General features: G+C 33.3%; 18 protein-coding genes. All 18 read left to right on the top strand.

Going from position 1 to position 18,807, the window contains the following annotated elements; genetic code table 11:
* The first annotated feature begins 61 nt into the window (after positions 1-61).
* The 18 genes from rnr (at position 62) to P6936_RS05295 (ending at position 18,743) form a co-directional block, all read left to right on the top strand.
* Positions 62-2,188, top strand: a complete 2,127-nt coding sequence (gene rnr, locus P6936_RS05210) for a ribonuclease R (RefSeq protein WP_276881030.1) — start codon at positions 62-64, stop codon at positions 2,186-2,188.
* Positions 2,166-2,609 carry an SsrA-binding protein SmpB gene (gene smpB / locus P6936_RS05215; protein ID WP_040349233.1) on the top strand — a complete coding sequence of 148 codons (444 nt, stop codon included), beginning with the start codon at positions 2,166-2,168 and terminating at the stop codon, positions 2,607-2,609. The genes rnr and smpB overlap by 23 nt, the downstream gene beginning before the upstream one ends.
* Before the next feature lie 19 nt (positions 2,610-2,628).
* Complete coding sequence (thyX, locus tag P6936_RS05220) at positions 2,629-3,405, top strand: FAD-dependent thymidylate synthase (RefSeq protein WP_004836181.1); 777 nt, start codon at positions 2,629-2,631, stop codon at positions 3,403-3,405.
* A gap of 35 nt (positions 3,406-3,440) precedes the next feature.
* Positions 3,441-4,142, top strand: a complete 702-nt coding sequence (locus P6936_RS05225) for an ABC transporter ATP-binding protein (protein WP_040349232.1) — start codon at positions 3,441-3,443, stop codon at positions 4,140-4,142.
* 1 nt (position 4,143) lies between these two features.
* The gene (locus P6936_RS05230; RefSeq protein ID WP_276881031.1) at positions 4,144-7,575 is read left to right on the top strand and encodes an FtsX-like permease family protein; all 3,432 of its coding nucleotides are present in this window, start codon (positions 4,144-4,146) and stop codon (positions 7,573-7,575) included.
* Between the two features lie 131 nt (positions 7,576-7,706).
* Positions 7,707-8,279 carry a histidine phosphatase family protein gene (locus tag P6936_RS05235; protein ID WP_276881032.1) on the top strand — a complete coding sequence of 191 codons (573 nt, stop codon included), beginning with the start codon at positions 7,707-7,709 and terminating at the stop codon, positions 8,277-8,279.
* 26 nt (positions 8,280-8,305) lie between these two features.
* A complete protein-coding gene (locus P6936_RS05240) occupies positions 8,306-9,292 on the top strand; it encodes a metallophosphoesterase family protein (RefSeq protein ID WP_276881033.1) in 987 nt (328 codons plus the stop codon).
* Positions 9,285-11,138 (top strand): ATP-binding protein, encoded by a 1,854-nt coding sequence (locus P6936_RS05245; RefSeq protein ID WP_276881034.1) that lies wholly within the window; start codon positions 9,285-9,287, stop codon positions 11,136-11,138. The genes P6936_RS05240 and P6936_RS05245 overlap by 8 nt, the downstream gene beginning before the upstream one ends.
* Positions 11,135-11,812 carry a metallophosphoesterase gene (locus P6936_RS05250; protein ID WP_276881035.1) on the top strand — a complete coding sequence of 226 codons (678 nt, stop codon included), beginning with the start codon at positions 11,135-11,137 and terminating at the stop codon, positions 11,810-11,812. The genes P6936_RS05245 and P6936_RS05250 overlap by 4 nt, the downstream gene beginning before the upstream one ends.
* Positions 11,812-12,342 (top strand): class IV adenylate cyclase, encoded by a 531-nt coding sequence (locus P6936_RS05255; protein ID WP_004836174.1) that lies wholly within the window; start codon positions 11,812-11,814, stop codon positions 12,340-12,342. Before P6936_RS05250 ends, P6936_RS05255 begins: the two co-directional genes overlap by 1 nt.
* A 58-nt stretch (positions 12,343-12,400) precedes the next feature.
* Positions 12,401-13,339, top strand: a complete 939-nt coding sequence (gene pyrB / locus P6936_RS05260) for an aspartate carbamoyltransferase (RefSeq protein WP_004836172.1) — start codon at positions 12,401-12,403, stop codon at positions 13,337-13,339.
* Positions 13,323-13,751, top strand: a complete 429-nt coding sequence (locus tag P6936_RS05265) for an aspartate carbamoyltransferase regulatory subunit (RefSeq protein WP_276861569.1) — start codon at positions 13,323-13,325, stop codon at positions 13,749-13,751. Before pyrB ends, P6936_RS05265 begins: the two co-directional genes overlap by 17 nt.
* The gene (locus tag P6936_RS05270; RefSeq protein ID WP_004836168.1) at positions 13,752-14,945 is read left to right on the top strand and encodes a dihydroorotase; all 1,194 of its coding nucleotides are present in this window, start codon (positions 13,752-13,754) and stop codon (positions 14,943-14,945) included.
* Positions 14,929-15,792, top strand: a complete 864-nt coding sequence (gene pyrF / locus P6936_RS05275; protein ID WP_004836167.1) for an orotidine-5'-phosphate decarboxylase — start codon at positions 14,929-14,931, stop codon at positions 15,790-15,792. The genes P6936_RS05270 and pyrF overlap by 17 nt, the downstream gene beginning before the upstream one ends.
* A complete protein-coding gene (locus P6936_RS05280; RefSeq protein ID WP_276881036.1) occupies positions 15,779-16,498 on the top strand; it encodes a dihydroorotate dehydrogenase electron transfer subunit in 720 nt (239 codons plus the stop codon). The genes pyrF and P6936_RS05280 overlap by 14 nt, the downstream gene beginning before the upstream one ends.
* Entirely contained in the window at positions 16,495-17,394 is a 900-nt protein-coding gene (locus P6936_RS05285) for a dihydroorotate dehydrogenase (RefSeq protein WP_060929029.1), read from the top strand. Before P6936_RS05280 ends, P6936_RS05285 begins: the two co-directional genes overlap by 4 nt.
* A gap of 8 nt (positions 17,395-17,402) precedes the next feature.
* Complete coding sequence (gene pyrE, locus P6936_RS05290; protein ID WP_276861570.1) at positions 17,403-17,978, top strand: orotate phosphoribosyltransferase; 576 nt, start codon at positions 17,403-17,405, stop codon at positions 17,976-17,978.
* 60 nt (positions 17,979-18,038) lie between these two features.
* Positions 18,039-18,743: a glucosaminidase domain-containing protein gene (locus P6936_RS05295; RefSeq protein WP_276881037.1), complete on the top strand. Its 705-nt coding sequence runs from the start codon at positions 18,039-18,041 to the stop codon at positions 18,741-18,743.
* The last annotated feature ends 64 nt before the right edge of the window (positions 18,744-18,807 follow it).

Raw genomic sequence — 18,807 nt, forward strand, 5'->3', positions numbered from 1 at the left:
GAAGGGGTAAGCTATATATATAGCTTAGCCTCTTTTTTTAATATAGGCATAAGGAGAAGTTATGAATTTAAAAGATGTAATATTAAATATAGTCTATGATCCATCCTACATAGCAATGACTAAAAAAGACCTTGATAAATATTTGAGAGTTGACAAGTACACCCAAAAAGCAGTTAGAGATATATTAAATGAACTTGAGAAAGAAAATAAAATTCGAATTTCAAAAAGGAATCGAATAATGCCTATAACAGAAGATGAATTAAATTTGATAGGAAATATTTCTATGGCTCAGGGAGGCTATGGTTTTTTTGTTTCTGATAATGAAGATTACGAAGATGTCTTTATTAAAAAAGATCAGTTGAAGGGTGCTCATAATAAGGATAGGGTTAGGATAAAACTTATTAAAGAAAGGCAAAAGGGCAGAAATGCCGAAGGAAAGGTTGTTGAAATATTAGAAAGAGCCAAGGAAGAGATAGTTGGAACTTATCAAAAAAACAAGGGTTTTGGCTTTGTTATTCCAGATGATAGGTCCTTTGGTGATGATATTTTTATAGGAGAAAAAAATTCTCTTAGGGCTAAGAATAAGGACAAGGTAGTAGTAGAAATAATTGACTATCCTAAAAATGGCAAGCCAGAGGGAAAAATTATAGAGATAATAGGGGGAAGGAAGGATAAGAATATTGATATCCTTTCACTTATTCGTGCTCACAATTTGCCATATGAGTTTTCTAAGGAAACTAAGAAAGAAAGCCTATATATAGAAGAAAAAATTAGCAAAAATGAAATAGAAGCAAGGACAGATTTTAGAAAGCTCTTTACAGTTACCATTGATGGACGAGATTCCAAAGATTTTGATGATGCAATTTCTATAGAAAAAAACGGGGAAAACTATGACCTATATGTCCATATAGCAGATGTTGCTCATTATGTTAAGAAATCAACTGCCATTGATGATGATGCTTACGAGAGGGGAAACTCTACCTACTTATTTAATATTGTCCTTCCTATGTTGCCAGAAGCCTTGTCTAATGGCATATGTTCACTTAATCCTAATGAAGATAGGCTTGCCCTTACATGTAAGATGACTATAAATGATAAGGGTAAGGTAATAGCTGATGATTTTTATGAGTCGATCATAAATTCTGATTATAGATTGGTCTACGACGATGTCAACGCCTTTCTTGATGATGGGGATGAAAATATCTATGATGATGAAATTATTAAAGAAAAGCTTCTTGATTTCGATAAACTTAGAGAGATTCTAAGGAATATGAGAGAAAAGAGAGGATCTATAGATTTTAATTTCTCTGAAAGCCAAATAGATGTTGCAGAAGATGGTAGGGTATTGAGCATATCCAAGATGCAAAGAGGCTCAGGCAATAAGATGATAGAGGAATTTATGCTAGCAGCCAATGAGTGCGTAGCAAGTCTTTTTGCCTACATGGATTTTCCCTTCATTTACAGAATCCACGAAAAGCCAAAGGATGAGAAGGTAGAAACTTTCAAGAAAGCCCTAGCTGCAATGGGATATACTATCAGAGGAAATGACCTACATCCAAAAGATTTCCAAAAAATTCTAGAAAAAGTTTGCGGAAAAGACATAGAATCTGTAATAAATCTCTTGATGCTTAGAACTATGCAAAAGGCAAAATATTCTAATCACAGAGACATCCACTTTGGTCTTTCCACATCATTTTATACTCATTTTACTTCGCCTATTAGGAGGTATCCCGACTTAATAGTTCATAGATTATTAAAAAAATACATCAACAACAAGTTAGGATCCATAAATCAGACCAGCCTAGAAAAATCCTTGGCTAATAATGCTGACCATCTTTCTATGACTGAAAGAAGAAGTGAAGAATGTGAAAGAGATGTAGAAGATTTATTAAAGTGTAAGTATATGATTCGCTATATTGGAGATGTTTTCCATGGAAATATATCTTCTATTACTGAATTTGGAATTTTCATTGAACTTGACAATACAGTCGAAGGACTTTTTATGTATAAGTTTTCCGATGACAGATACGAATATTTAGAAGATCAGATGAAAGCTTACAATACAGACAGCAAAAGCTTTTATTCTATTGGCGACAGGGTTAAAATAAGGGTAATGGATGTGGATATTTATCAAAGAAATATCGACTTTGATATGGAGGTAGATGATGAAATTATTAGCCAACAATAAGAAGGCTTATCATGATTATTTTATAGAAGAAAAATATGAGGCAGGCATTTCTTTATCAGGTAGTGAAGTAAAAAGCATGAAGCAGGGTAAAGTATCTATAAAGGAATCCTTTATAGGAGATAGAAACGGAGAAATGTTTATATATGGCATGCACGTTACACCCTATGATCATGCCTATGATAAGGACATCGATCCAACAAGGACTAGAAAGCTTCTGCTTCATAAAAAAGAAATAAATAAATTAATTGGCCAAAAAACTCAAGCAGGTTATACAATTGTCCCTCTAAGAGTCTACGAATCAGAAGGTCTAGTTAAGATTGAAATAGCCTTAGCCAAGGGTAAGAAGCAATATGATAAAAGAGACAGTCTAAAGGCAAAAGACGACAAGAGAAAAATCGACAGAGCCCTCAAGAACTATTAAAGTAAAGGATAGCCCATATATGACAAATCAAAGTAAATTAAAAGTAAAACTATTAAATTATACAGCTGATGCAGAGCTGACTATAGCCCAAGCAGGCAAGCTTTGCTACTCTCCAGTTGGAGTCGATGAAATATCAGAAAAACAAGATCAAGTATCTATAGCTAAATATGTAAAGATGCTTTCAGATCTTGGCCATCTCTCACCGATTGAGCATGTTTCTTTCACTTTTGCTGCCGAAGGAGTATCGAGAGTATTGACCCATCAATTAGTCCGTCACAGACTTGCATCCTACTCTCAACAGTCTCAAAGATATGTAAAGTTAGATCAATTTGAGTATATAATTCCTCCAGAAATAGACAAGAATGAGAAGGCTAGGGATATTTTCATAAAACAAATGGAAGATTCACAAAAAGCCTACGATACTTTGACCGACATCCTTTTTGAAAAATCCTACAAGGAGCTAATAAAAGAAGGAATGGATGAAAAGAAAGCAAAAAGGACAGCAGAAAAGAAAGCCATAGAGGATGCTCGCTATGTTTTTCCAAATGCTTGTGAGACTAAAATAGTATTTACGATGAATGCTAGAAATCTCCTACATTTCTTTAATATGCGTTCTTGCCTAAGAGCCCAGTGGGAGATAAGGGAACTTTCTGATCAAATGGTCAAACTAGTTAAGCAAATATATCCAAATCTTTTCTTAAAGGCAGGCCCATCTTGTATTGGTGCTGCCTGTCCAGAAGGAAAAATGACTTGTGGAAAAATTAAAGAAGTAAGGGATAGGTTTTATAATTTGTGATAGATTTATAAAAAAATTACAAAAGGATGGAAATTATGTCCTACATACAATTAAAAAATTTAACTAAAGAATTCAAATCCGGAGATAGTAAAATAATCGCTAATGACAATATCAACTTCTCCCTTGATAAGGGCAAACTCCTAATAATTGTTGGAGCAAGTGGTGCAGGCAAAACCACCCTACTTAACCTCTTGGGAGGAATGGATTCAGCAACTAGGGGTGAGATTTTAATAGATGGAAAAAATCTGACTTCATTAAATGATAGAGAACTTACTGAATATAGGAGAAATGATGTAGGTTTCGTCTTTCAACATTACAATCTCATACCAAACCTAACAGCTCTAGAAAATGTAGAAATGGCATCAGAAATTTCTGATAATCCACTAGACCCAGAAACTATTTTAGGAGAAGTTGGTCTTTCTCATAGATTAGCAAATTTCCCATCTCAACTATCAGGTGGTGAACAACAAAGAGTTGCCATAGCAAGAGCACTAGCTAAAAATCCGAAACTCTTATTATGTGATGAACCAACAGGAGCCCTTGACTATGAAACAGGTAAGCACATCTTAAAGCTTTTACAAGACGCTTCTAGAAAAATGGGAGCAACTGTTGTAATAATAACCCACAACTCTTTAATCAAAGCCATGGCAGATCAAGTAATAGAAATAAGGGATGGGAGAATCTACAAAGATTTTATTAATGAAAATCCCCTTTCTGTAGAAAAGTTAGAGTGGTAATATGAACAAGGCATATTTAAAAAGCATTATTGCTGATATGAAAAAAACCAAGGGTAAACTTATATCAATAATGGTCATGGTCGCTCTTGCAAGCCTTGTTGTAGTGGGTCTGCTTCTATCTGGGCCTTCAATGAGAAAGAGCCTAGATAATAGTCTAAGAATCTACCAACACCCAGACCTTATTGTAAATTCTAGCTATGGCCTTGATTTTGAGGATAAGACTATAATAGAAAATCAAGATAATATTTCAAAAATAGATTTCATAAAGGCGACTGATCTTATAGATAGAGATATGCTAATAAGAGTTAAAGAATATGACCGCCAAATTCCTAAAGCAGTAATATCTTCTGGAAGAATGATTAAGAAGCCTGATGAAATTGTGCTTGAAGAAAAATTAAAGGATAAGTACAAAATCGGTGATGAGATTAGCTTTTCTTATATAAATAATGATCAGAAAAAAAATAATGAGATGGCTAGGCTTAAATATAAGCTTGTAGGTTTTTATAAATCTTCTGATTATTTTTTGGAAGATATGAAGGAAATCTCACCCCTAGGCAAAAGCGAAATTAATGGCTACGCCTATGTCCTTTCCGAAAATTTTAAAGCTGATAAATACAATGAAGCAAATATTGTCTTTAGTGATTTGGAGGGAATGGATAAAACTAGTAAGGCCTACATAAAAAGTATCAAGAGCAAAAAAGGTGACCTGGAATACTTGATGAAAAATAGGCCAGAAGAAGTATTAAGAAACATAAAAAGAGATGCCAATAAGGAAATTTCTGATGCTCAAGATGACCTAAATAAGGCAGAAAGAGATATAAGTAATAACGAGAAGAAACTTATTGAAAGTAAAAAAGATTTAGATGCTGCTTTTGTCAAATACGAAAAAAACAAAGAAGATTTCAATAAGAAGATAAAAAAAGCTAATGATGACCTAGCAAAGGCTCATGCAAAACTTGTTGATGGCAAAAGTAAAGTTAAGGCTGGTAAGGAAGAATACCGAGCCAATCTTGATAAATATAATAAAGATATAGCTAATGGTCAAAAAGAACTTGATAAGAAGCAAAAAGAGCTTAATTTAGGCTTTGCTCAAATAGATGGGCCAAAAAAAGAAATGGATAAAGCCTATGATAATCTTAATAAGATGTATGAAGCATCCTTTAATCAATTAAAAGAAGCAGAAGCTAGTCTTATAATTGAAAAAAATTATATAAAGACTAAAAAACAAGACCTGGATGAGCTTAATAAAAGTGATAAAAAAGCTAATCCAAATATTGAAGGACAAATCCTAAGTCTAAAAGAAGAAATTAAGCAAAGAGAAGAGGCTCTATTTATTAATAGGGCAATCTATGAATCTGATAAAAAAGATTTAGCTAGTAAATATCAAGCTAGCAAATACGAGCTCGATCAAAAGTTGGGTGGAGTAAGACAAAAAGAGGATGAACTGAAAAAGGCTAAAGAGCAAATTGATAAGGCCTATGCTGAATTTAATCAAAAAAAAGAATATGGCAAGCTTGAACTAGATAAGGCAAAAAATAAGATAATAACAAGCGAAAAAGAGCTTAGCGATGGTCAAAAAGCCTATGAAAAAGGCCAAGTTCACCTTAGGGAAAATAAAATTGAAGGTGAAAGAAAACTAAGCGATGCCTATCAAAAGCTCCTAAAGGGCGAAAAAGACTACCGAGAAGGAAAAAAGAAGTTTGAAGAAGAAAAGGCAAAGGCTGATAAGGACATTAGCAAGGCGAAAAAAGATATAGGTGATTCGAAACAAGCCCTCCTAAGCCTACAAGATCCTGAGTATAAGATAGAGAGTATTTTCGATAATAGGGGAATAGATACTTATTATCAAAACTCCCTTAATATGGATAGGCTATCTAAAGTATTTCCAGCCTTCTTCTATCTAGTGGCAATGCTAGTAACCCTTACAACTATGAAAAGATATATAGCAGAGCAAAGGATGATAAATGGCTGTTTTAAATCTTTGGGTTATAGCAACAAAGACATAGCTAAAAGATTTTATATATATGGTATAATCCCAACCATATTTGCTTCTTTACTAGGAGCAATTTTGGGAAGATTTGTAATAGTCAAGGTTATCTTTGATGCTTATTCTACAGGCTTTAAAGTCCTAGCTATGGATGTAATAAATAGTCTATTTGCCATAATAATAGCTGTGAGCGTTTCAACTTTCTTAATAGCCCTTACGATTTTTATAAGCTCTAAGGAAACTGTAAAAGAAGTGCCAGCAAATTTACTAAAGGCCAAGGCTCCAGAATCTGGAACTAAGATATTTTTGGAAAGAATTAAATTCTTGTGGAAGCGACTTAGCTTTATGAGAAAAATAACAGCTAGGAACTTATTTAGATATAAGTCTAGGATGTTTATGACAGTCTTTGGTGTAGGTGGCTGTACAGCCCTACTATTCTTTGGCTTTGCTATGATGGATGCTATAAAAGATACATCAGCTATCCAACAAAAGGAGATTCTCCACTATCAAGCAGTTTCTATGATTAACACCAAGGCTAAGAAAGAAGACCTTGACTCCTATGAGAAACTTATTGGAGCCTATGATAATCTATCAATCTATAACAAGGAAGCAAGTCTAGAAAGTGATGGAAAAGATTTGAAGCTTTCCATAATCATTCCAGAAAATGACGAAAAATTATCTGATTTTGTAAGTCTAAGAGATTTGAAGAGGAAAAAGCTTAATCTAGCAGATAATCAAGTTATAATTACAGAAAATATAGCAAGAAAATTAGGGCTTAAAGTTTCAGATACTATAAAATTAAACATAGATGATAAGGACCAGGACCTAAAAATTTCTGCAATAAATGAAAATTATGTAAATGATTATATTTATATATCGAAAGACTATTACGAGAAAAATATAGGAAAACTTCCTAGCTTTAATTCTAATCTGATTAAGGGAGATCCTCTTGAGATTAAAGACAAGCTAGATAAGAATAAAGCAGTAAATGCAGTAGTTAATAAAACTGGCGTCTATGAATCCATAGATGCCCTACTTGATAACCTAATGCTTGTTATTCTTGTAATAACTCTCATATCCTCAGCCCTAGCTATTGTTGTTTTATACAATATTACTAGTATAAATGTTGGGGAGAGAAAAAGAGAACTTGCTACCATCAAGGTCTTAGGCTTCTATCCTAGAGAAGTCACCTCTTATATTTACAGGGAAATATTTATTTTGACCCTAATGGGAATACTAGTTGGATTTTTCCTCGGTTATCTTATGTTTAGATACATTCTAATAATAGTTGCCCCAGAAAATATTATGATATCCTACAGGACACATATTTTAAGTTATGTAATCTCATCGGCTATCACTCTAGTAATTTCCTTGCTTATATTAATCTTTGTTCATAGGGATTTAAAGAAAATTGACATGGCAGAGGCCATGAGCTCTGGCGAATAAAAACTTACAAGATAAGCTATGAAGGTAAGTATTTAATAGGCTAGACAAGTCGAGTATAATAAGTAAATAAGATTAAAGAAAAGTCGAGTTATGCTCGTCTTTTCTATTGGAAAAATTGATTCGAGGTATATATGAAAATAATATTTGTAAGACATGGTCTAACTGATGCAAATATCAATTGGAGATATTCTAAGGAGGATACTGTTCTTGCCAAGGAAGGTCTTTATATATTAGATAAAACAAAAAAATTATTAGACCCTTATAGAATTGATAAGGTCTACACATCAAATTTAATAAGAAGCCAAGAAACTGCAAAGATTTTAGGCTATGATGATTTTGTAATTGATTCTAGAATAAATGAGATGAACTTTGGAGACTTTAGAGGTAGGGGAATTGATGAAGTTAGGGAAAGTGAAAAGGAATTTTTCAAAAGCGAAAAAAATGATTATTTTTCAATAAAATATCCAAATGGCGAATCAAGAAAGGATGTCATAATAAGAACCTCTAATTTCCTTGACGAGATGTCCAAAACTGACGAAGAAACAATCCTTTGTATCTCTCATGGTATAGCAATTAGATCAACACTCTTTTGGATTTTAAGTGATTTAAATAACTGGTCCAATTTTTGGATAGACAATGGTTCACTTACTATCTACAAAATTGAAAATGGGAAAAAACTTATAGAAAGTGTAAATAAAATATGAAATTCATCCATCTGGCGGATGCTCATTTGGCCGATTCTTTTAATTTTGACAATAAACTCTCAAAAACCATAAGAGAAGCTTCATGGAAGAGCCTTACTAATATTTTATCAGCCAACAAGGATGTAGACTTTGCTTTAATTGCAGGAGATTTGTTTGAGAGATCGTATTTTACAGCTAAAGACTTCAAAAGACTCTTTGAAATCTTTGAAGATTTTTCTAAAGATATCTACTATGTAGCAGGCAATCACGATTATATTGATAATTATAGCAAGATATTTTTGAGAAATTCTCCCTTAAATTTTCATGTATTTGGGTCGGATGCCTTAGAAATGTTTGAAAAAAACGATTTAAGAGTTTATGGTATTTCCTATGATGATAGGTCTTTTTCTAAAAAAATCGACTTAAATATTAAGCTTGATAGTAATTATTTCAATATACTCTTAATTCATGGAGATCTGGATAGAAAAGCTTCATCCTACTTTAACTTAGATTCTAAACTTATTAAAAAAACAGCCTTTGACTATGTTGCTATGGGCCATATCCACAAGAGAGCGAAAAATTCCAATATTTATTATCCAGGAAGTCTTGAACCGCATGATTTTTCTGATATTTACGATTATGGTTATATATATTATGAAGATTCTAAAGTAGACTTTGTGGACTCTTCTATTCTAAAATTTTATGATTTTAAGCTTAATTATGAAGATTTCGCAAATGAAAATGACCTGCTAACTTTTGTCAATAATAAACTTAATCCTGATAAGACTAATATACTTAGACTTAGAATTACGGCTGGAAGAGCATTGGATGATAAATATATAGAAAAAAATTTAGATGCCTACTACAAAGAGCTAAGTATAAGGGATGATTTGAGTTTTGCTGATATAGTCAAACTATACCCTAATTCACTCCTATCTATGTATATTGACAAGTTTAGCAATAGTGATGGTGAAATAGAAAATTTGGCAAGGAAGCTCGGTATAGATGCTATTTTGAGGAGTAAGGATGACTGAAATTTTTATCAAAGAACTTTATTTATTATCCTTCGGGAAATTTGAAGATAAGAAAATAATTTTTGATCGAGATTTTAATCTCATTTATGGGAAAAATGAGTCGGGAAAGTCTACTATTACTGCCTTCATCGAGGGTATCCTTTATGGTTTTGATGATGGGAAAAATAGAAAGAGTTTTTCCAAGAAAAAAGAAATTTACAAGCCAAAATTATCTTATAAGTACGCAGGTTATGGGATTTTTTCCAAAGATGGAAGAGATATAAAAGTTACTAGGAATTTTGAAGATGGGTCTTATACGATGATAGATCTTTCTACCAATAAAGAAATTCAAGGAAAAAAATCTAACATAAATTTTCCTGGAGAATACTTATTAGGGATAAACTATTCACTCTACAAGAATTACCTTTCAAACTTTCAAAGTCAAAAAGATGACCCCAAGGCTAGGGAAAATCTTTTGGAAAGACTAGTTAATGAGGATATTGATTATAACTTCTCTGCCAATAAGGCTTTAGAAATATTAGATGATAGAGAAAATAAGATTGGTAGCGATAGGGCCTACACGAAAGTTTTCTACAAGACAAGGCTGGAAATAGAAGAGTTAGAAAATAAACTTTATGAAATTGACGGACTAAAAAAAACATATAGGTTTGACTTTGAGAAATTAAATAAAAATAAAGATGAGCTTACAAATTGCAAATTAAGATATGATAAACTAAAAAAAGCCTGCGATGCCTATAAAAATAATAGGGCCAGTGAAAATTATAGGAACTATAGCAAGTGGACTCAACACTTATATGATATTAATACAAAAATTTCTGACTACCAGGATGTCTATGGACTTGATGAAAAATATATAGAGAATTTAGAAAACGAAGCAAAACAAGCCAAGAATAAAAGCTCTTTAACTAATAAATGGGAAATTTTTTCTCTTATAATGATTTGCCTAGGCCTTGGATTTTTTGTAAATAAGTATTTTTATATCCTAGCTATGGCCTTGGTATTTACTTATTTTATTCTGCTTAGCAAAGATAAGTCCGTTAATAATGGAGAAGATTTATATGATAAGTATAATAAGACAAGGGCAAGATTTTTAAGATATAAAAGCTTAAAGGAAGAAAAAGATAAGGTTGAAGAAGTAATTAAGATTTTAGAAAAGCAAGATATAAAGGATTCTAACCTTACAGATTTCGACCTTGATTTAGATGATTTTGATATAGTAAAATCTGAAGAAGACCTAGATAGGATGTTAGAAGAAATATCTAGTTTAAATAAGGAAATAGCTAGTCAAGAGAAGGACTTATTGAGGATAGAAGATAAAATAAAAGACGAGCTAGACCTAGTTGAGAGATTAAATTTCCTCAAAAAGAAATTTTCAGACCTCGAAAAAACTAAAAAGGCTATTCTTTTATCTAAAAATATTATTAGGCAAATCGTAAAAGAAAATCCTGGTGATTTTAGGAGGCTTAATAATAGGATTAGCTCTATAATCAAAGAGATTAGCAAAAATGCCTATGAGTCGATAGTTTTCGATGAAAAATTAAGGGCGAAAATCAGGACAAGTGAGGGCTACTATATGGCACTAGATCAGTTGTCTATTGGTTTTTTTGATCAACTTAATTTTGCCTTAAAGCTTTCCTTGAACGAAGAAGTTTTTGCTGATATTTTCATGATTTATGATGATGCCTTTATCAATTATGACAGGCAAAGGCTTAGAAATGCCCTTTTCTTCCTTTTGGACTCTTCATCAAAAAGGCAAGTTATTTATTTTTCTTGCCATGAGAGGGAAAAAGAAATATTCGATGCGGAAGAAATTAAAATTAATTATATAGATGTGGAGGATGTATGATATATGCAATAGCTGATTTACATCTTGATTATACAGGAGAGAAGTCCATGGAGGTATTTGGTGATGGTTGGGCCAATTACCAAGAGAGAATTTTTGCTAATTGGGAAAAAATTATCGAAGAAAATGATACGGTTTTAATTCCTGGTGATATCTCCTGGGCAATGGATACTGACCAAGCGAAAAATGACCTTAGAAGAATTGATGAGATGAAGGGCAAAAAAATTCTCATGAAGGGTAATCACGATTTTTGGTGGTCGTCCCTAAAAAAACTTGAAGATTTGGGCTTTAGGTCTATAAGTTTTCTACAAAACAATCATTTTGAGGTTGAAGGATACGATATATGTGGTAGCCGTGGTTGGAGAGCTAAGGATAGTAAAGATTTTGGCGAACACGATTTAAAGATTTTTAATAGGGAACTTATCAGACTTGAAAATTCTTTTAAAGAGAGTAAGAATATTAAGAAAATAGCCCTTCTCCATTATCCACCTTTGAATGTGGATGGATCATTTAATGAGTTTTTTGACTTATGCAAGGCCTATAATGTTAGCAAACTAATTTATGGTCATCTTCATGGAGTTGGACACAAATTAATAAAAGAAGGGAATATAGAAGGCATAGATGTCTTTTGCGTTGCAGGAGATTATATAGATTTCATGCCAGTAAGGATTATATAATGCAAAGAGAAATTGAAGTAAAAGTATTAGATATAGATATAGATAAGATGAAAGAGAAGTTAGAAAGCCTAGGTGGTAAGTTAATTAATCACGAGTTTCAGACAAACTACACCTTTATTCCAAAGGGAGAGGGAGAATTTTCTGATGGCTATTTAAGAATCAGGGAAACTATTTATACAAATGGCGAGAACAAGGATATAGAACTTACCTTCAAGGAAGTAAAAACTGTTGATGATGTTAGGATTAACAACGAATATACTACCCATATTGATTCGGTAACTATGATGATTAAAATTCTTGAACATATGGGTATAGAGCTTGAATATCAAGGTAAGAAAGAGAGAATATCCTACACATACAAGAACCAAAGATTTGATATTGATATATGGGATAAAGAAACTTATCCAAAACCATATATGGAAATTGAATTTACTAACCAATCCATGATTGATGAAATAATTGATGACCTAGATATAGATAGGGCTAGTGTTACAAATAAGTCTATTACTGAGCTTAGAGAAGAATTGTAAAAAAATTTTGACTTTCGTTTATTTCGTGATATAATATGAAAAACTTAAGGAGTAAACGATGATTTCTATTAAAAATTTATTAAATTCGTATGATTTGACAAAAAAAGACCTATTAGAGATAATTGACCTAGGAAATGAAATTTATAAGAGTCCTGATAAATTTTCCCATTGTGCAGATGGAAAGATTTTAGGGACTCTTTTTTTTGAGCCATCAACTAGGACTAGATTATCATTTGAATCTGCTATGCTAAGACTTGGAGGATCTGTAGTAGGATTTTCTGATGCAGGTGTATCATCTTCAACCAAGGGAGAAAGCCTAGCTGATACTGTAAGAACTGTTAGCCAATATGCTGATATTATTGCTATGCGTCATCCTCAAGAAGGTGCTGCATTTCTTGCAAGTAAGACCGCTGACTGTCCAATAATTAATGCAGGAGATGGTGGCCACCAACATCCAACTCAAACCCTAACTGATATTCTTACTATATCAAATTACAAAAAGGACTTATCTGGTCATGTGATTGGACTTTGTGGTGATCTTAAGTATGGTAGGACAGTTCATTCTCTACTAAAGGTTATGAGCTTGTTTCCAAATAATAAATTTATCTTAATCTCACCAGATGAGCTAAAACTTCCAGAGTATGTAAAAAAAGAAGTTTTTGCTGATGGAAATAACAACTATGAGGAAGTTAGAAGCCTAGATGATGTAATGGATAAGCTAGATATTCTTTATATGACAAGAATACAAAAAGAAAGATTTTTCTCTCAAGCCCAATATACAAGGCTTAAAGATTCATACTTACTTGATAAGGAAAAACTAAAAATGGCAAAGAAAGACTGTATAGTTCTTCATCCCCTACCAAGGGTAACTGAGATTGCTACAGAAGTAGATTCAGACCCAAGGGCAGTTTATTTCAAACAAGTAAAATTTGGAATGTATGTAAGAATGGCACTTATTTTAAAACTTTTGGAGGCAAACAATGATAGAAATAACTAGTATAAAAGAGGGAATAGTAATAGATCATATCAAGGCTGGTTTGGGTATGGAAATATTTGATAAGCTAAACCTTAGACAGTTAGATGATGAAGTAGCTATTATATTAAATGCTAACTCAACCCAACACGGCAAAAAAGATATATTGAAAATTGCAAACAATGTCGACATAAACCTAGATGTAGTATCAATAATTGATCCTTCTGCTACAATTAATATCATTAAAGGTGAAAAGGTAGTGGATAAATTGACTCTCAAATTGCCAAAACATGTAAAGGGTCTACTTCATTGTCAAAATCCAAAGTGTGTATCAACTAGTGAAAGAGCAGTTGAAAGTGAATTTAGCCTAATAGATGAAGAAGAAAAAACTTATAAATGTGATTATTGCGGTCATATTTACGATGTGGAAGAATAAATGAAGCAAATTTTTAAAAATCTATACGCTTTCGATGATAAGCTAATTTCAAAAAAACCGATTTATGTAGAGGATGGAATAATTGTAGATGAATTTGAAAAGGATGATGAAACTGAAATAATTGATTGCGACAATCTAGCTGTACTTCCTGCCTTTACAGATCTTCATGTACATTTTAGAGATCCAGGTTTTACCTATAAGGAAGACTTAAAGACAGGGTCTTTGGCAGCTATTAAGGGGGGATATACATCCCTCCTTCTTATGGGTAACACCAATCCACCAGTTTCTTCTCCAGAAGTCTACGAAGATATAATAAAAAGGTCAAAAGACTTAGACTTAATTGATATCGAGCAAGTTTATACAATTACAGAAAATCTTGCAGGTAAAAGCCTATCTCATCTAGACACTATGCCAAAGTCCGTTAAGTTCATCTCTGACGATGGTCGTGGGGTAAATGATGATAACATAATGTATGAGGCTATAATCAAGGCAAAAGAACTAGGTGTAAAGATGGCCCTTCATGAGGAAGTTGCCAAAGTATCTGCTAAGGATTATGAAATAGCAGAAGATGCTATGACTCTTAGGGATTGCTATTATGCCTATAAGCTTGACTATCCCCTACATTTTTGCCATGTTTCAACCAAGGGAGCGATGACAGCTATTAAGTATTTTAAGGACTTGGGCGCACCAATCACTTGCGAAGTAACTCCACATCACTTATATTTTTCTGACAAGAAAAGAGAAGAGATGAAGGTAAATCCGCCAATAAGAAAAGAAGTTGACAGGCAATTTCTTATAGAGATGATAAAAGAAGGCTATGTTGATGCTATCTCAACTGATCATGCTCCTCACACAAAGGAAGAAAAAGAAAAGGGGGCACCAGGTTTCATTGGAATCGAAACAGCTTTTTCAACCTGCTATGAAGTCTTAGTTGAAAGCGGGATAATATCTCTTAATCAATTGATTAGGATTATGTCAACAAGGCCTGCTGAGATTTTAGGACTTAATAAGGGAAGGATAAAAAAGGGATACGAAGCAGACTTTGTCCTAATTGATTTGGACCAATCCTATATTTATAGGGAAGATGAAATCAGGTCTAAGTCCAAGAACTCTTTGATGATTGATAAGAAGCTTGATGGAAGAATTAAGCGAGTTTACAAGAAAGGAAGATTAAAATATGAAGATAATAGATAGATTATACGAAAAAGTTTCACAAAACGGTTTTGTATGTGTAGGACTCGATACCTCCATGGATTATATTCCTAATAAGATTAAGGAAAACAAGACGATAGCTGAAGCTATTTTTGCCTATAACAAGGAAATAATTGATAATACTTATGATGTTTGTGCTATATATAAACTTCAAATAGCCTACTATGAATCATATGGTCTTGAGGGCATGCTCGCTTACAAAAATACCTTGGCTTATCTAAGACAAAGAGGCCTTCTTTCAATTGGAGACGTTAAAAGAAGCGATATAGCAGCAAGCGCTCAAATGTATGCAAAGGCCCACTTTGAAGGCGATTTTGAAACGGATTTTATAACCCTAAATCCTTATATGGGTATGGATTCTATTTCTCCTTACGAAAAATACATAGAAAGTGGAGATAAGGGAGTTTTTGTCCTTCTCAGAACTTCAAATCCAGGGGCCAAGGACTTCGAGATCCTCCCAGTCGAAGGTGAAGAATTTTTCTACAAGGTTGGAGATAAGATGAAAGAATTAAACGACAAGTATTTGGGAGAAAATTCTTATGGGCCAATAGGACTTGTAGTAGGTGCAACCCACAGCGAGGAAGTAGAAAAGATTAGGAATAGATATGACAAGATGTTTTTCCTAATTCCAGGCTTTGGAGCACAAAAAGCTGATAGTATGAATGTATATAAATTACTTCAAAATCTAAATGGGGGAGTAGTTAATTCATCAAGAGCAATTCTTAAAAACTGGCAAAATTTTGAAGATGGAGCTTGTAGGGTAGGTTTTTATGCAAGGAAAAAAGCAATAGAAACCTTTGAGGAAATAAAAGCAAATGAAGTCCTATAAGAAAGCAAAAATAATAGAAAACAAGAAGATAGCAGAAAATGTGTATCTGATGAAACTAGCCTGCGACTTTAAAGCCTTGCCAGGTCAGTTTTTTATGTTTAGGTCAGAAGCTTTTAGGCACGATCCACTATTATCAAGACCTTTTGGTGTATGTGATGAAGAAGATGGAGAGCTTTCTTTTCTGTATCAAGTCGTAGGAAAGGGAACTGAAATAATGGCAGGTCTAAAAAAGGATGCTGAAGTAAAACTTTTGGGCCCTCTAGGTAAGGGCTTTAGTAAAAAAGATGTCAGAAAAATTGCTGTAGTAGGCGGGGGAATAGGTATTGCTCCCCTCCTATATTTAGTAAAAAAACTTGATGTTAAATGCGATTTCTATGCAGGTTTTGCCAAAGAGCCTTATTATATGGATGAATTTAAAGACCATGTAAATAAATTAGTTACTACAAGTGGCTACTACGATAAGAAACTCATTACAGAAGAAATAAATCCTGATGAATATGATATGATTTATGCTTGTGGTCCTAATCCCATGCTAAAGGCCTTGTATAATAAAGCAGCAAATACACCTATGGAAGTATCAATGGAAGCCCACATGGCTTGCGGTATTGGAGCATGTCTTGGTTGTACGGTAGAAAAATCCAATGGAGACTTCCTAAGAGTATGCAAGGACGGACCAGTTTTTGATGCTAAGGAGGTATTTGGATGAATACTAAAGTAAGAATTGCTGGAGTAGACTTTAAAAACCCAGTAATAGCTGCAAGTGGAACTTTTGGTTTCGGCAAGGAGTTTTCAGAATATATTGACCTCAACAAGCTTGGGGGTATATGCTCCAAGGGTCTAACCCTTAATAGAAATTTGGGTAATAAGGGAATAAGGATATACGAAACTCCTTCTGGCATAATGAATTCTATAGGTCTACAAAATCCAGGCATAGAATATTTTGTAAAAGAAGAACTTCCTTTTTTAAAAAAATTTGATACAGTTGCAATCGCCAATCTCGGTGGTCATAGTGTTGATGATTATGTAAGGGGAGCGGAAATTATAGACTCAACCTCATCAGATATGATTGAGCTAAATATTTCTTGTCCCAATGTTAAAGAAGGGGGAATGGCCTTTGGAACGGATCCATCTAAGGCTTGCCAAGTTATAAAGAAGGTTCGTTCAAAGACAAAAAAGCCTCTAATAGTCAAACTTTCACCAAATGTTTCAAACATTGGCGATTTTGCAAAAATTGCCCAAGACCAAGGAGCTGACGCAATTTCACTTATAAACACTATTAATGCTATGGCAATAGATATAAGGCAAAGAAAGCCTGTGTTTGCAAATAAAACAGCTGGCCTATCTGGCCCTGCTGTTAAACCAATTGCAGTAAGAATGGTTTATGAAGTAAGTAAGGCAGTTGACCTTCCAATTATTGGTATGGGTGGAATTATGACCTATGAAGATGCTATAGAATTTATTATGGCAGGAGCTTGGGCTATCCAAGTAGGTACTGCGAATTTCATCGACTATAAAACAATGGAAAATATAATAGCAGGCCTTGAAAAATTCATGCAAGAAGAAAATATTAAATCATTAGAAGAAATAAGGGGAATAATTTAGGAGATATTATGGATAAAACATTAGAATTACTTAAAAAATCAGATGCACTACTAGAAGGACACTTTATTCTATCTAGCGGAAAACACTCTAATAGATATATACAATGTGCCAAACTCATCGAAAATCCAGTTTACTGCGAAGAGGTGGCAAAAATTATAGCAGACAAACTTAAAGCAGAGGGTACAGAAGTAGACCTATGCGTTGGACCTGCTATGGGTGGAGTAATTATTTCATATGAATTGGCAAGAGCCCTAGGCGTAAAAGCAATTTTTACTGAAAGAGAAAATGGCCAAATGACTCTAAGAAGGGGCTTTCATATAGAAAAAGGAATGAAGGTCATAATTGTAGAAGATGTAATAACAACAGGTAAATCATCCTTCGAAACTGTAGATGTTATTAAGGGATGCGGAGCTGAGGTCTTAGCCTTAACTTCAATAGTTAATAGGTCTAATAAAGATGAAATTAATAATCTTCCTATAATTTCTGCTACAAAAATTGATGTAGAAACATGGGATGAAGACCAACTTCCAGAAGAAATAAAGAAAATACCAGCAACTAAGCCAGGTTCAAGATCTCTAAAGTAGCTTTATCCTTGCATTATCTATAATTTAATATATAATTAAATAATAGGTAAGGGGAGAGATATGAAATTAAGAAAATTTATCAACAAAATATTTGCTGGTAGTTTTGCTATGGTATTGACTATTAGCTTTGCTAAAAATAATGCACATGCAGCGGCTAATAATAAGCTTGATCTCATGTATTATGGCTTAAAAAAGATAAATGCCGAAACTTACAATTTAAAAGATATGAAAAAAAGTAGGTTTGATAAGCTAGAAAAGGACCTAGAAGAAGCATTAAATATTGGCTGTGATAATGTCAACAATGATAGCGACTTTTATCTACTCAATAATCTTAATTTTAGTGCAAAAGAACTAGATTATGGACTAGCTGATACAGGCTTGGCTGGTTTGGGTAAAGATTTTAAAGCAGTAGCTGATAAGTATGGAATAAATCCGCTTCTCCTTATGGCTATGGCTAAGCATGAAACTGGTAATGGTACAAGCGAATTATTTAGAGAAAAAAATAATTTGTTTGGCTTCAATGCCATTGACCACGACCCATATAATATGGCAACAAAATTTAAAAGACCAAAGGATTCAATAGACACAGTTGCAAAGCATCTAAAGGAAGAATATCTGGATAAAAACGGAACTTATTTTAATGGAGTTTCAGCTGAAGGAATTGGTTCTTCTTATGCATCTGATCCAGACTGGTCAAAAAAAGTTAATTCCATGATGATGGAAATAGCTGACAAGATGATAGAAACAAACAAAGCAGGTGATTAGACCTGCTTTTTTTCTTGGTGCGCTCGGCATGAGCATATTCTAACAGGTGAAAGTCCTAAGTGTG

The sequence above is a fragment of the Anaerococcus tetradius genome (assembly GCF_947087635.1).
GTDB classification, from domain to species: Bacteria; Bacillota; Clostridia; order Tissierellales; family Peptoniphilaceae; genus Anaerococcus; species Anaerococcus tetradius.

What these genes read in the sequence shown, in the direction of transcription:
- rnr (WP_276881030.1), top strand. Translation starts at nt 62, where the DNA reads ATGAATTTAAAAGATGTAATATTAAATATAGTCTATGATCCATCCTAC.
- P6936_RS05265 (WP_276861569.1), top strand. Translation starts at nt 13,323, where the DNA reads ATGATAGAAATAACTAGTATAAAAGAGGGAATAGTAATAGATCATATC.
- smpB (WP_040349233.1), top strand. Translation starts at nt 2,166, where the DNA reads ATGAAATTATTAGCCAACAATAAGAAGGCTTATCATGATTATTTTATA.
- P6936_RS05235 (WP_276881032.1), top strand. Translation starts at nt 7,707, where the DNA reads ATGAAAATAATATTTGTAAGACATGGTCTAACTGATGCAAATATCAAT.
- pyrB (WP_004836172.1), top strand. Translation starts at nt 12,401, where the DNA reads ATGATTTCTATTAAAAATTTATTAAATTCGTATGATTTGACAAAAAAA.
- P6936_RS05230 (WP_276881031.1), top strand. Translation starts at nt 4,144, where the DNA reads ATGAACAAGGCATATTTAAAAAGCATTATTGCTGATATGAAAAAAACC.
- pyrE (WP_276861570.1), top strand. Translation starts at nt 17,403, where the DNA reads ATGGATAAAACATTAGAATTACTTAAAAAATCAGATGCACTACTAGAA.
- P6936_RS05255 (WP_004836174.1), top strand. Translation starts at nt 11,812, where the DNA reads ATGCAAAGAGAAATTGAAGTAAAAGTATTAGATATAGATATAGATAAG.
- thyX (WP_004836181.1), top strand. Translation starts at nt 2,629, where the DNA reads ATGACAAATCAAAGTAAATTAAAAGTAAAACTATTAAATTATACAGCT.
- pyrF (WP_004836167.1), top strand. Translation starts at nt 14,929, where the DNA reads ATGAAGATAATAGATAGATTATACGAAAAAGTTTCACAAAACGGTTTT.
- P6936_RS05225 (WP_040349232.1), top strand. Translation starts at nt 3,441, where the DNA reads ATGTCCTACATACAATTAAAAAATTTAACTAAAGAATTCAAATCCGGA.
- P6936_RS05270 (WP_004836168.1), top strand. Translation starts at nt 13,752, where the DNA reads ATGAAGCAAATTTTTAAAAATCTATACGCTTTCGATGATAAGCTAATT.
- P6936_RS05285 (WP_060929029.1), top strand. Translation starts at nt 16,495, where the DNA reads ATGAATACTAAAGTAAGAATTGCTGGAGTAGACTTTAAAAACCCAGTA.
- P6936_RS05295 (WP_276881037.1), top strand. Translation starts at nt 18,039, where the DNA reads ATGAAATTAAGAAAATTTATCAACAAAATATTTGCTGGTAGTTTTGCT.
- P6936_RS05250 (WP_276881035.1), top strand. Translation starts at nt 11,135, where the DNA reads ATGATATATGCAATAGCTGATTTACATCTTGATTATACAGGAGAGAAG.
- P6936_RS05280 (WP_276881036.1), top strand. Translation starts at nt 15,779, where the DNA reads ATGAAGTCCTATAAGAAAGCAAAAATAATAGAAAACAAGAAGATAGCA.
- P6936_RS05245 (WP_276881034.1), top strand. Translation starts at nt 9,285, where the DNA reads ATGACTGAAATTTTTATCAAAGAACTTTATTTATTATCCTTCGGGAAA.